At 67.7% G+C, this 12,535-nt stretch carries 11 protein-coding genes and 1 pseudogene; 5 read left to right on the forward strand and 7 right to left on the reverse strand.

Annotated elements, in window-relative coordinates; genetic code table 11:
• Nucleotides 1-70: 70 nt before the first annotated feature.
• Nucleotides 71-709, reverse strand: coding sequence for a uracil phosphoribosyltransferase (gene upp, locus Q0A15_RS13435; protein WP_291280036.1), 639 nt, complete (start codon nt 707-709; stop codon nt 71-73).
• A gap of 176 nt (nt 710-885) precedes the next feature.
• Here upp and Q0A15_RS13440 point away from each other — a divergent pair, with 176 nt between their 5' ends.
• The 4 genes from Q0A15_RS13440 to Q0A15_RS13455 all read left to right on the forward strand — a co-directional run bounded on the left by Q0A15_RS13440 (nt 886) and on the right by Q0A15_RS13455 (nt 4,770).
• On the forward strand, nt 886-1,536 hold the full coding sequence (locus Q0A15_RS13440) for a DUF4956 domain-containing protein (protein ID WP_291280037.1): 651 nt from the start codon (nt 886-888) through the stop codon (nt 1,534-1,536).
• On the forward strand, nt 1,536-2,384 hold the full coding sequence (locus Q0A15_RS13445) for a polyphosphate polymerase domain-containing protein (RefSeq protein WP_291280038.1): 849 nt from the start codon (nt 1,536-1,538) through the stop codon (nt 2,382-2,384). The genes Q0A15_RS13440 and Q0A15_RS13445 overlap by 1 nt, the downstream gene beginning before the upstream one ends.
• Nucleotides 2,381-4,150 carry a carbohydrate-binding domain-containing protein gene (locus Q0A15_RS13450; protein ID WP_291280039.1) on the forward strand — a complete coding sequence of 590 codons (1,770 nt, stop codon included), beginning with the start codon at nt 2,381-2,383 and terminating at the stop codon, nt 4,148-4,150. The genes Q0A15_RS13445 and Q0A15_RS13450 overlap by 4 nt, the downstream gene beginning before the upstream one ends.
• A 167-nt stretch (nt 4,151-4,317) precedes the next feature.
• The gene (locus Q0A15_RS13455; protein WP_291280046.1) at nt 4,318-4,770 is read left to right on the forward strand and encodes a nucleoside deaminase; all 453 of its coding nucleotides are present in this window, start codon (nt 4,318-4,320) and stop codon (nt 4,768-4,770) included.
• Between the two features lie 196 nt (nt 4,771-4,966).
• On the opposite strand, the gene Q0A15_RS13460 is transcribed toward Q0A15_RS13455, so the two are convergent.
• The 6 genes and pseudogenes from Q0A15_RS13460 to Q0A15_RS13485 form a co-directional block, all read right to left on the reverse strand.
• Entirely contained in the window at nt 4,967-7,330 is a 2,364-nt protein-coding gene (locus tag Q0A15_RS13460) for an FdhF/YdeP family oxidoreductase (RefSeq protein ID WP_291280040.1), read from the reverse strand.
• 107 nt (nt 7,331-7,437) lie between these two features.
• On the reverse strand, nt 7,438-8,283 hold the full coding sequence (gene fdhD / locus Q0A15_RS13465) for a formate dehydrogenase accessory sulfurtransferase FdhD (RefSeq protein WP_291280041.1): 846 nt from the start codon (nt 8,281-8,283) through the stop codon (nt 7,438-7,440).
• Between the two features lie 11 nt (nt 8,284-8,294).
• Nucleotides 8,295-9,458 carry a sulfate/molybdate ABC transporter ATP-binding protein gene (locus Q0A15_RS13470; protein WP_291280042.1) on the reverse strand — a complete coding sequence of 388 codons (1,164 nt, stop codon included), beginning with the start codon at nt 9,456-9,458 and terminating at the stop codon, nt 8,295-8,297.
• Nucleotides 9,455-10,243, reverse strand: a complete 789-nt coding sequence (locus Q0A15_RS13475; protein ID WP_291280043.1) for an ABC transporter permease — start codon at nt 10,241-10,243, stop codon at nt 9,455-9,457. The genes Q0A15_RS13470 and Q0A15_RS13475 overlap by 4 nt, the downstream gene beginning before the upstream one ends.
• A gap of 38 nt (nt 10,244-10,281) precedes the next feature.
• Nucleotides 10,282-11,088, reverse strand: coding sequence for a molybdate ABC transporter substrate-binding protein (modA, locus tag Q0A15_RS13480; RefSeq protein ID WP_291280044.1), 807 nt, complete (start codon nt 11,086-11,088; stop codon nt 10,282-10,284).
• Nucleotides 11,089-11,135: 47 nt separating this feature from the next.
• A pseudogene (locus tag Q0A15_RS13485) lies at nt 11,136-11,525 on the reverse strand (molybdopterin-binding protein); the annotation flags it as partial.
• Between the two features lie 121 nt (nt 11,526-11,646).
• On the opposite strand from Q0A15_RS13485, the gene Q0A15_RS13490 reads away from it, so the two are divergent.
• A partial coding sequence (locus Q0A15_RS13490; protein ID WP_291280045.1) for a ThiF family adenylyltransferase occupies nt 11,647-12,535 on the forward strand: 889 nt, incomplete at its 3' end.

Consider the following 12,535-nt stretch of genomic DNA (forward strand, 5'->3'; position numbering starts at 1 on the left):
CCACGCCCCCCGCCGCGGCCCCCTCCCCCCCCCCCGCCCGGGGGCCGCGGCGTGGGGCATTGAGTCTGTACTACTCGGCGAGACCGTAGAGGCGGTCACCGGCGTCACCGAGGCCTGGGACGATGTAGGCCTTCTCGTTGAGGCCCTCGTCCAGGGACGCCACCACCAGATGGACGTCGTCGTTGTCCCCGTGATGCTCCTCCAACTTCGCGATGCCTTCGGGCGCGGCGATCAGGCAGATGCAGGTCACCGAATCGGCGCCGCGGTCGAAAAGATACTTGATGGACTCCACCAAGGTGCCACCGGTGGCGAGCATCGGGTCGATGACGAAGACCTGGCGGCCGGTGAGGTCATCAGGCAGGCGCTCTGCGTAGGTGATGATGTCCAGCGTCTCGTCGTTGCGGGCCATGCCGAGGAACCCGACCTCCGCGGTGGGGACCAAGCGGGTCATCCCTTCCAACATGCCGAGGCCGGCCCGCAGGATCGGAACCACCAGCGGAGTGGGCTTCGCGAAGGCCGTGCCGGTGGTGGTGGCGACGGGGGTCTCGACCGTGATGGTGGTGGTGCGCACCTCCCTGGTGGCCTCATAGGCCAGCAGGGTCACGAGTTCCTCCGTGAGCTGCCGGAAAACGGGAGAAGGCGTGTTCTTGTCCCGCAGGACAGAGACCTTGTGAGCTACGAGGGGATGATCCACAACCGTGACGCGCATAGGGCCAGCCTAGCCGCTCGGCGGGGACTCCACAGGTTTCTCGGCCATCGCGCGAGACGTGCCTCACAAGGCACAACATTCTCAAGCTGTAACTGTGGTGAACATAGGGATGACCCAACATTCGGTCCTGGAATAGGGGATAACAAATCTCCCCTGCTCAAGAAGGACCGCCGCCCGTGACGACCACTCAACTTCTCCTCTTCGCGATCGACCTGGTCGCCGCCGCGCTGCTGACCTTCGGTCTCTACTACCGTCGGCACCGGCGTCGCGACCTGGTGGTCGCCTTCATGGGCCTCAACGTGGGCGTCCTGGCCGTCGCCGCGATGCTCGGCACCGCAGAGGTCGCCACCGGCCTCGGCTTGGGGCTCTTCGGAGTCCTCTCCATCATCCGGCTGCGTTCCTCCGAGATCACGCAGCGCGAGGTCGCCTATTACTTCTCCTCCCTGGCCATGGGTCTGATCGGCGGACTCGGAGCCACCGAGATCTGGATCCCTTCGGCGCTGATCGCCCTGATCCTGGTGGTCATGTGGATCGCCGACCACCCGGCCCTGCTGTCCAAGACTCGCAGGCAGCGCATCCGCCTCGACCACGCCATCGTGGACGAGGACGAGATGAGGGCCGAACTCGGTTCCCGACTGAACGCCCGGATCACCAGCGTCAGTGTGGACGAGGTGGACTTCGTCAACGATTCCTGCCTGGTGGATGTCCGATACACCGCGCTGGGCTCGGCCGGGGGTCCCTCCCCAGTTGAGCGCCGTGCAGCCGGCCGCACCGCTTCCCCCGATCCGGTGAGCGCCACTTCCGTGACGTCAGTGGGGCGATCCTGATGACCGCCACCGGACTCATGGAATTCACCGCCATCGGCCTCGAGGAACTCAACGCCACCGCCGCCCTGCAGACCCGCCGTGACCGCAAGTACCTGGTTCCGCAGGCGCAGCTGCAACAGACCCTCTCGGAGCTCCCCGCCGAGACCCGGATCCTCACCATGGACGGCCTCACCGGCTTCGATTACGACTCGGTGTACTTCGACACCGCCGAGTGGGAGAGCTACTGCCGTACGGCCCGCAGGCGCCGCCGCCGCTTCAAGCTACGCACCCGGCTCTACGTCGATTCGGGAGACGCCTTCCTGGAGCTGAAGACCAAGAACGGCCGTGGGCAGACCGTCAAGGACCGCATCGCCTACTCGCCCGAGGACCTGCAGCGGCTCACCCCCGCCCGGTCCTACGTGGCCGCCGGCCTGGCACCCCTCGGCTTGACGGCGGAGACCGTGGAAACGCTCCGACCGTGCCTCAGGACCACCTACCGACGCTCCACGCTGCTGACCCCGGAAGGGGCAAGGGCCACCATCGACACCGCGCTGATGTTCTCCGATCCATTGGATCCGCAGGCCGGTCAGGTGACCTTGAACGACTGGGTCGTCGTGGAGACCAAGTCAGCCTCGGCCCCCAGCGCGCTGGACCGGGCCCTGTGGCGCAGGGGCCACCGCCCCAGCGGGATCAGCAAGTTCGGAGTGGGCCTCGCTGTCCTGCACCCCGAGCTCCCACACAACAAATGGCACCGGGTCCTCAACGGGCCTTTCTCCAGGCTGCGACCGGCCAGAGCCGATCCCTCCCCCGAGCTCTCGCCCAGCTCCCCACGATTCTCCGCCACGACAGAACTCAAGGACCGACCATGAAACGCCATACCCGATACTCCGTAGCCACTTCCTTCACCGCCCTTGGCCTGACCGCGGCCCTGCTGGCCGGCTGTTCCTCCACCTCCGGCGGCGCGAGCACCGCCCAGGCCTCAACCGTGACCGCTTACTCCGGCAAGCTCGACGCCGACACGGTGATGGCGGACAACAACGACTACACCACCGTCAACGATGACGAGTACTCGGTGGACGATGCCCTGGACGTCACGCTCTCCGGCACCGGCGCAACCTCCGACGCGGACGGTGTCACGTCGGAGGACGGAGTCGTCACCATCACGGAGGAGGGCGTCTACAGGCTCTCCGGCGATCTGGAGGGTCAGGTCGTGGTGGCCGCGCCCGACGACGCCCAAGTGGTACTCATCCTGGACGGTGTGACCATCACCAACTCCAAGGGCCCGGCCATCGAGGTCCGGACGGCGGACGACGCTGCCATCTACTTGGCCAAGGGCTCGAAGAACACGGTCTCCGACGCCTCCAGCTATGACGAGGACGCCGAGGCCAACGCCGCCATCTACTCGGACTCCGACCTCACGATCTCGGGCACAGGCTCACTGACGGTGAAGGCCAACGGCAACGACGGCATCACGTCCAAGAACGATCTGGTGATCCTCTCCGGCACCATCACCGTCAAGGCCAAGGACGACGCCCTGCGCGGCAAGGACGCTCTGGTGGTCGAGGGCGGCACCCTCAACCTCACGGCGTCCGAGGGCGACGGCCTCAAGAGCGACCAGGAGGACGACGAGACCAAGGGCTACGTCTATGTCACGGATGGCACGATCACCATCGAGGCAGGCGATGACGGTATCCAGTCCCAGACCGACACCGTCATCACCGGGGGCAAGATCACGGCCGCAGCGGCGGACGACGGCGTGAAGGGCGAGAAGATCCTCTCCGTTGCGGACGCCACGGTCACGGTCACCAAGTCCACCGAAGCCATGGAGGCAGCCAACATCGCGATCTTCAGCGGCACGGTTGACCTGGCCGCCTCCGATGACGGCATCAACGCCTCCGGCAACTCCGATTCAACGGACGCCACAACCCAGGACGATGCCGCGCAGGGCACCGAAGGTGCCGAGACGAGCGGAACCGACTCCACGGCGTCGAGCACCGACACCGAGCCACAAGCCGACGGCGACGGGCAGCAGCCCCCAGCACCAGACGGCGAGATGCCGGCCGGCGACCAGCCCCCGCAGGATGGCCAGGGCCAGGACGGCCAGGGTGGTCCCGGCGGCGGCATGGCAGGCGGTGGTGGGTTCGCCGACACCGGCGAGCGCCTGGAGATCTCCGGTGGCACCGTCACGGTCAACGCGGAGGGGGATGGTCTGGACTCCAACGGCTCACTGACCATCACCGGTGGTACCACCACGGTGTACGGGCCCACCCGAGGGGGCAACGGTTCCACCGACGCCAATGGCGACTTCAAGATCACCGGCGGCACCTTGGCCAGTTTCGGTCCCGGCTCCATGGAGGTCACCCCGTCCACCGAGGAGGACCACGCAAGCGTCCTGATCCAGGGCGTCACGATCGCAGAGGGCCAGGAGGTGAAGCTCCAGGACGCCGACGGCAACACCGTGGCGAGCGCGACCTCCAAGAAGGCCGCGACATCGTTCCTGTTCTCCAGCGAGGACATCACCTCCGGTGAGAAATACACCCTGGTGATCGACGGCGAGGAGGCCGGATCCGCGACCGCCTCCACCGAAGCCTCCGAGGAGATGGGCGGCATGGGTCAGGGTGGTCCCTCCAACTGAGCTCCCTCAGGCACACGCGTCGGCGCGTTGACACGTCCGTCGGTACGGATCAAGCGATCCATGCCGACGGACGTGTTTCCGTGCCGCAGTTCGTGGCCCAAGACGAGGTACCGGCTACCGTTGAGTCCGTGAGCCCCGTCCCCCCTCCCCCGCAGGCAGATGCTTGGATGGACGCCGCCTTGGCAGAGGCCCGCGCGGCCGGAGACCACGGCGACGTCCCCATCGGTGCGGTGGTGACCGACGCGAGTGGTCAGGTGATCGGCCGCGGCCACAACGTGAGGGAGCACCACGGCGACCCCACCGGACACGCGGAGATCGTGGCGCTGCGCGCCGCCGCAGCGGAACTGACCTCCCGCGGTATGGCCGACGGCTGGCGGCTGCCGGACTGTACGCTCACCGTCACCTTGGAACCGTGCGCAATGTGTGCGGGGGCCATCGTCTTGGCTCGGGTGCCGCGGGTGATCTTCGGCGCATGGGATGCCAAGGCCGGCGCCGCAGGCAGCGTGTTCGACGTCCTCAGGGAGCCCCGGCTGAACCACTGGGTCGAGGTCTACGGTGGGGTGCGTGAGGACGAGTGCGCAGACCTGCTCCGGGCGTTCTTTGCCCAGCACCGCGGCTGAACGTCCCCTGCCCGGCGGTCAACCATCGCTGTCAGCCCGCATCATGACGATTTATTGAGAATGTCCCGGTTTCATACTGGTGTTATCCAGACTCCGGATGTAGTGTCATGAACACCTCAAGGGTGCGAGTGATGAAGAAGCCCCCGACCAATTGAACTGGTCGGGGGCTTCGCTCGTGTTCGGGAGGATTCCGGGCTCAGCGGGCCGGGGTGATTCTCACCTCGACGCTCTTCATGAGCGGCTGGTCCGACTGTCGCGAGTAGTCCTCGATGCCGATCAACGCGTTCATCTCGGGCATGTATCCGGCCGCACTGCCCCGAGGGGTGTCGTACTTCAGCGCGGTGTAGGAGTTCACCTCACGCTTGGACCCGTCCAGGGATGTGGCCACGATATCCACCAGCGATCCCTCAGAGATCCCGCGCTCACGCATGTCTTCCTGGTGCATGAAGACGACCTCGCGACCGTTCTTCACGCCGCGGTAGCGGTCGTTGGCGGAGTAGATGGTGGTGTTCCACTGGTCGTGAGAACGCATGGTCTGCAGCACCAGCGCGTCCGCGCCCTCAGGAATCTGGTTCGGGAGCTCGGCGGCCGAGAACTCGGCCAGGCCCGAGGCCGTGACGAACTCACCCTCTCGGGCAGGCTGCGGGATGCGGAATCCACCACGGGGTTTGATGCGCTCGTTGAAGTCCTCGAAGCCCGGCAGCACCCGCGCCATGATGTCGCGGATCGTGGAGTAGTCTCCCATGTACGTGTCCCACGGAGTCACCGTGTTGGGCAGCGTGGCCTTGGCGATCTCGCAGATGATGGCCGGCTCCGACTTGAGGTGCTCGGACGCGGGACGACGCTTGCCGTAGGAAACATGGACCATGGAGAATGCGTCCTCAACGGTGACGCCCTGTTCGCCGGCCGCCTGCAGGTCCTTCTCCGTGCGTCCCAGGCAGGGAAGGATCAGGGCCTTCTTCCCGTGGACCAGGTGGGAGCGGTTGAGCTTGGTGGAGACCTGCACGGTCAGCTCACACTTGGCCAGGCCCTCGGCCGTGTGTTCGGTGTCCGGTGCGGCCAGCACGAAGTTGCCGCCCATACCCACAAAGACCTTCACGGCGCCGGAGTTCATGGCCTTGATGGTCTGCACGGTGTCGAGGCCGTGGTGCCGCGGGGACACGATTCCGCATTCGCGGTCCACCGCGTCCAGCAGCACAGGGTCGGCGTGGTGGTTGATGCCGCAGGTACGGTTGCCCTGCACGTTGGAGTGTCCACGGATGGGGGACGGTCCGGCCCCCTCACGGGCGATGTTGCCCTTGAGCAGCAGCACGTTGGAGATCTCACGGATGGTGTCCACGGCGTGCTTCTGCTGGGAGACGCCAAGGCACCAGGCGATGATGGTGCGCGGCGAATCCAGGTAGACCTGCCCGGCCGCTCGGATCTCCTCCTCGGTGAGCCCGGACTGGTGCACCAGCTCCTCCCAAGGGGTTGCCTCGACCACGGCGCGGTACTCGTCCAGGCCCGTGGTCCGGTTCGCCAGGAACTCCGCGGCAAGAACACCAGGGTCGTTCGCCGCAGCCTCGAAGACCACCTTGGCGATGCCGCGCATGAGCGCGAAGTCCCCGGAGGGGCGCACCTGCAGGTTCATGGTGGAGGTCTCGTGAGTCTTGAACCGCGCCATGTCCATGATCTCGTGCGGCACGGTGGTCTTGGTCGCCGCGATCTCCCTGAGCGGGTTGATGTGCACCACCTGCGCCCCGCGGTCGTGGGCCTCGGCGAGCGCCGTCAACATACGCGGCGCGTTGGAGGCGGCGTTGACGCCCAGCAGGAAGAGCGCGTCGGTGGTCTCCCAGTCGTGCATGTCCACGGTGCCCTTACCGGTGCCGATGGAGGCCTTGAGCGCGCGGCCGGAGGCCTCGTGACACATGTTGGAGCAGTCGGGGAGGTTGTTGGTCCCGAATTCACGGGCGAAGAGCTGGTAGAGGAAGGTTCCCTCATTGCTCAGGCGCCCGGAGGTGTAGAAGGAGGCCTGATCGGGGCTGTCCAGCTTGCGCAGTTCATCGCCGATCATGGAGAAGGCATCGTCCCAGGAGATGGGTTCGTAGTGATCCGTCTCCGCGTTGTAGGACATGGGGTGGGTCAGCCGCCCCTCGTTCTCCAGGTCGTAGTCCGTCCACGTGGACAGTTCGGTGACGGAGTGCAGCGCCAGGAATTGTGGCGTGGTGCGCTTGCCCGTCATCTCCCACGTCACGTGCTTCATGCCGTTCTCGCAGAAGTCGAGTTTGAGCCCCTTCTGGTCATCCGGCCAGGCGCAGCCCGGGCAGTCGTAACCACCGGGGTTGTGGTTCAACTGGAACATGGCCTTGGAGCCGGCCATGGGCAGGCGCTGTTCCATGAGGATCCGCCCCACGCTCTTGGCCGCGCCCCAGCCGGCCGCTGGGTGGTGGTACGGGGAGGACGTCACGGGGCCCTTGGTGGTGGGGCCGTAGCCACCCTGACGCGGCATCTTGCTCAGGAGTCCGACCGCGGTGGGGTACTCCGGCTGTTCAGACGCGGAATCTGACTTCACGCTGGTCATGGCGTACTCCGTTCACGAAGGGGCGAGCCGTGGGCATGCTCACCTCTAGAATCCCACCCCGGCGCGGGGCTGTGCAATACCGACAGGCCTTAGCGACGTCACGGATGTCAGACGGACGCGGGGGCCAGAATCCGGTCCGGGTGGCTGTAGACGTTCAAGTTGATGCCACGGACGAAGCCCAGCAGGGTGAGTCCCGCCTCCTGAGCCAACTCCACGGCCAACGATGAGGGAGCGGAAACGGCGGAGAGCACGGGGATGCCGGCCATGACGGCTTTCTGCACCAGTTCGAAGCTGGCCCGGCCGGAGACCTGCAACACGGTGCCCCGCAGCGGGAGCCGCCCCTGGCGTGCGGCCCAGCCGATGACCTTGTCCACGGCGTTGTGGCGGCCCACGTCCTCCCGCAGCACCAGCAACTCACCCGAGGCGGCGTCGAAGAGTCCGGCCGCGTGCAGGCCTCCGGTCTTGTCGAAGACATCCTGGTGTTCGCGCAGTTTGTCAGGCAGGGTGGCGAGCAGGTCCGGCGACAGGCGCAGGTCCTCATCCTGGACCCCGAAGTGGGACACGGTCCGGACGGCGTCGATGCTGGCCTTACCGCACACCCCGCAGGAACTGGTGGTGTAGAAGTTGCGCTCGGTGGAGGCGGCCGGTGCCGGAACGTGGGGAGCCAGCCCCACGTCCAGGACGTTGTAGGTGTTCTCCTCGCCACCGCTTCCAGGGCCGCCACAGTGAATGGCCGCGACGACGTCGTCGCCCTCACGGATGATGCCCTCGGAGAGCATGAAACCGATGGCCAGATCCACGTCGTGGCCTGGGGTGCGCATGGTGACGGCCAAGGGCGTGCCTGCCACCCGGATCTCCAGCGGTTCCTCGACCGCGAGCGTGTCCGGGCGGCGGCTGGCCCCGTAGCCGAGCCGGATCTTGGTGATTGGCCGAGAGTGCGTGATGCGTCCCATGAAACCTAACGCTACGCGCCCTCGTGGTTCCCGGACATGCCCACGAGCCGCAGGCCGACGGGGCGGAAGAGCAGGGTCTGACCAGCCCGTGGGGGGCCCTCCGGCAGCAACCCCGAGAGGGCCCCGGTCGGCACCTCGGCCACCAGCCCGCCCTGGGCACCGATGCGCAGCAGGCCGCCGCGGACCTCCACGGTCTCCACCACACCGGGTAATACACCGTAGGGCAACACACCGTCCACGCGCGCACCGGAAGTGTCGGCTCCCACCAATTCCACGTCGCCAGGGGACACGACGCCCAGCGCCGCAGCTCCCTCCACCGGCGGACGTGCCCCGTCGGGGAGTCCCGGCACCCAGGCGCTCCCCGCTCGCGAATTGCCGTCCACGCGCAGGCCTCCGCGCTCGGCGACCCCGTCCACCACGCAGAACCCGGCCAGCACCGCCCCGAACCGGCTGCGCGGCATGGTGGCGAGTTCCTCGGGTGTGGCCTCTTCAACTACCTGGCCACGCACCATGACCACGCAGCGATCGGCCAGCTGCCACGCGTCGGGCAAATGGTGGGTGACGAGCACGGAGGTGGTGGCCGAGCGTTCCAGTTCCGTGGCCAGGAGTCCGCGCACCGCAGGCGTGGATTCCGCGTCGAGGGCCGCGAAGGGTTCGTCCAACAGCAGCACTTCCGGCTCGGCCGCGAAGGCCCTGGCCAGGGCCACCCGTTGCTGTTGTCCGCCGGAGAGCCGGTGCGGACGCTCCCGTGCGCGCTGGGCCAGCCCCACCCGCTCGAGCCACTGCGCGGCAACCTGGTTGGCGTCCCTGCGCGAGGTCTCCTGCGAGCGGGGACCGAAGGCCACGTTCGCCCGCAGATCCAGGTGGGGAAAGAGCAACGGACGCTGCTCCACGAGCGTGATGCCGCGCTGGTGGGACGGCAGCGGGCGCCGGCCCGGACCGTTGAGCATTGTCTGCACACCGCCGCGCGTGAGCACGATGCTGCCCTGGAACATGTCGATGGTGCCCGCCAGGGCGCCGAGCACGGTGGATTTCCCGGAGCCGTTGGGGCCCAGCACGGCCAGCCGTTCGCCCGGGGCCAGCTCCAGGTCCACGCGCACGTCGAAGGCATCACGGTGGACGCGGATCCGAGCCTGTAGGCCCGTGGAGACGCCGGCCTCAGCAGCAGGACTCATCGCACGGCATCCTCTCTCCATGACCGCAGTCCGAGGACCACCACTGCCGCGCTGACGAGCAGCAGCAGGGACAACGCCAACGCGGTGTCCTGGGAGACGCCCACCCCGTTGTAGGCGGTGTAGATGGCCAGTGGCATGGTTCGCGTGACCCCTGGTGTATTGCCCGCGAAGAGGGCTGTGGCCCCGAACTCACCCATGGCACGGGCGAAGGCCAGGACGGTGCCTGCCACGAGGCCGGGCCGCACCAGCGGGATGGTCACGCGGGTCAGCACACGCCAGCGGTCGGCACCGAGGGAGGCTGCGACCGCCTCGTGTCCCTGTCCGGAGGTCCGCAGCGAGCCCTCAACACTGATGACGAAGAACGGCATGGCCACGAACACCTGCGCCACGACCACTCCCACCGTGGAGTAGGGCAGCGAGAACCCGGTGGCCTCGAAGAGCGGCTGCCCGAGCAGCCCGGAACGGCCAAGGAGGGACAGCAGCGCCAGGCCGCCCACCATAGGTGGGAGCACCAGGGGTATCAGCACCACGGCGCGCAGGACCGCCGCGACTTTGGCCGAGCTGCGCGCGATCAAGAGGGCCAGCGGGAAACCCAGCACCAGACAGACCAGCGTTGCGCCGGCCGCCGTCAGCAGGGACAGGCCCAGCGCATTCAGCGCGGCTTCCGAGGTCAGGTCCTGCCACAGGGTCTCGTAGCGGACCCGTGAGAGCAGGCCGATGAGCGGCAGCGCCAGGAGGGCCAAGCCCACCAGCGCCGCCGCCTTCAGCCATGCGGGAAGTCTCACGATGTCGGATCCTCGGTGATTGCGCAGTTGTCAGCGGGTCACGGTTTGCCGAACCCTGCGTCGTGGAGGGTCTTCTGGCCTGCATCGGAGAGCAGGTAGTCCACGAACGCCTTGCCGCCTTCCGAGTTCTCGGCGTCTGCGCTCACGGCCACGGGGTAGCGGTTGACCGCCTTGTCCGCGTTGGGCAGTTCCACGCCCTCCAGCTTGTCGCCCGCCGCCGTGACATCGGTGGCGTAGACCAGGCCCGCGTCCGCCTCGCCGCCCGCCACCCGGTTGACCACGGAGGTCACGTTGGTCTCCTGACTGACCGGCTTCAGGGTCACACCGGCGTCAGCGGTGAGCTTCTCGGTGGCCTGCCCGCAGGGAACCTCTGCGGCACACACCACCACGGAAACGCCCTTCTCGGTGAGGTCGTCCCACGTGGCCAGGCCCTTCGGGTTGCCCGGCGCCACGGCCAGTTCAAGGGTGTTGGTGGCGAAGATCTGTCCCTTGTCGGTGAGACCGGCCTCGGTCACCGGCTCCAGGGACGCTTCGGAGGCAAAGGCCAGGACGTCCACGTCCGCGCCGTCGATGGCCTGCGTTGCCAGCGCCTGTGAGCCGTCGTAGGTGATGGGCTTGACGGTGAAATCGGAGTTTGACTTCTCGAAGTCCTTCGCGACGTCGTCCAGGGGACCCTGCAGGGAGGCCGCGGCGAAGATCGTGATGGACGTGGTGCCCTTGGCATCGTCCTTGGCGTCGTCGCTGCCGCCGCAGGCGGTGAGGGCCAGGGCGCCTGCGGCCAGGATGGCCGTGGCTGCGCCGAGACGACGGCAGACATGGCGCCGTGAGGAACGCTTGGACGGCATGGGGATCTCCTGGTGGGGTGAGTGGGAATGACGAGGTGTGGGGCGCTGGGGGGTTCGCCGATGACGGGGGTGGCCTTCACGACCGCGGTGGCCAGCGATCCGACCTCCAGGCCGAGCTCCCGCACCGCCTCGGTGGACATCAGGGACACCACCCGATGGGGCCCACACTGCATCTGAACCTGGGCCATGACCTTGTCCGTGACGACGTCGGTGACGATGCCGACGAATCGGTTGCGGGCGCTGGAACCCCGCTTGACCGGATCCTGGGCAGCGTGATCGTTGGCGACGAGCCTGGCGGCCAGGTCGGAGCCTTCAACGACGGTGCGTCCCGATTCGTCGGTGCCCGCAGGCAGCGAGCCCGAATCGATCCACCGGCGCACGGTGTCATCGCTGACACCCAACAGGGGCGCTGCCTCGCTCACGCGAAAAGTGGTCATGGACCTCAGTCAACACCGAAAACCGCATCTGCGGCAATCAAACCCACACCAAACCCTCAAATGCGATTTCCACTCCGGAAAGCTGCCTCGTAACGTGACCATGCTGACTACCATGGGGACCATGCCCTTCCCCCCACTCGTACCCCCAACCGCGCGGCTTCCGCACGGGGAATCCGAGCGGGCCGCACGCCAGCTGCGCCTGCCCGAGATCGGCGACGTGGGCCAGCGACGGCTCGCCGCCGCACGCGTCGCGGTCCTGGGCGCGGGCGGGCTCGGATCCCCGGTGTTGCAGTACCTGGCCTCTGCCGGGATCGGCACGCTCGGCATCATCGACTTCGACACCGTGGAGGCCAGCAACCTCCAACGCCAGGTCCTCTTCGGTGTGGACGACGTCGGACGGCTCAAGGCCGACGTCGCGGCCGAACGCATCACCGCGCTCTCCCCCGACACCCGCGTGGTGCAGCATCGCGTCCGGCTCACCGACGCCAACGCGGCCCAGCTCTTCTCGGGCTACGACCTCGTGATCGACGGCACGGACACCTTCGAAACCCGCTACGCCGCCGCCGACGCCTGCACGGGCCTCGGCATCCCGCTGGTGTGGGGTTCGGTGCTGCGCTTCGACGCCCAGGCCACGGTGTTCTGGTCCGAGCCTCCCACCGGCACCCCCGTGACCCTGCGCGACGTCTTCCCCTCCCCACCCGCGCCCGGCGAAGTCCCCTCGTGCGCCGTGGCAGGCGTGGTCGGCGCGCTCTGCGGGCAACTCGGTTCCATCCTGGCCATGGAGGCCATCAAACTGATCTGCGGGATCGGCCGCCCCCTCCTGGGCCGCATGCTGGTGATCGACGCGCTCGCCGCCACCACTCGCGAGGTCCCCCTGGCACCCAGCGCGTCCACGGCCCGCATCCCCTCCATCTCGCTGGCTCACGCCCGCGACCTCCATGCCGTCCTCCTGGACGTCCGCTCCCCCACCGAGACCGCGGCGGGCCCCCTGCCCGGCGCCGTCACCATCC

Origin of the sequence: Galactobacter sp., assembly GCF_022712295.1 — a bacterium.
In the GTDB taxonomy this organism is placed as follows: Bacteria; Actinomycetota; Actinomycetes; order Actinomycetales; family Micrococcaceae; genus Galactobacter.

Excerpts from the sequence above, each read along its gene's own strand:
- upp (WP_291280036.1), bottom strand. The coding sequence starts at position 709 with ATGCGCGTCACGGTTGTGGATCATCCCCTCGTAGCTCACAAGGTCTCT.
- Q0A15_RS13445 (WP_291280038.1), top strand. The coding sequence starts at position 1,536 with ATGACCGCCACCGGACTCATGGAATTCACCGCCATCGGCCTCGAGGAA.
- Q0A15_RS13450 (WP_291280039.1), top strand. The coding sequence starts at position 2,381 with ATGAAACGCCATACCCGATACTCCGTAGCCACTTCCTTCACCGCCCTT.
- Q0A15_RS13455 (WP_291280046.1), top strand. The coding sequence starts at position 4,318 with ATGGACGCCGCCTTGGCAGAGGCCCGCGCGGCCGGAGACCACGGCGAC.
- Q0A15_RS13460 (WP_291280040.1), bottom strand. The coding sequence starts at position 7,330 with ATGACCAGCGTGAAGTCAGATTCCGCGTCTGAACAGCCGGAGTACCCC.
- fdhD (WP_291280041.1), bottom strand. The coding sequence starts at position 8,283 with ATGGGACGCATCACGCACTCTCGGCCAATCACCAAGATCCGGCTCGGC.
- Q0A15_RS13470 (WP_291280042.1), bottom strand. The coding sequence starts at position 9,458 with ATGAGTCCTGCTGCTGAGGCCGGCGTCTCCACGGGCCTACAGGCTCGG.
- modA (WP_291280044.1), bottom strand. The coding sequence starts at position 11,088 with ATGCCGTCCAAGCGTTCCTCACGGCGCCATGTCTGCCGTCGTCTCGGC.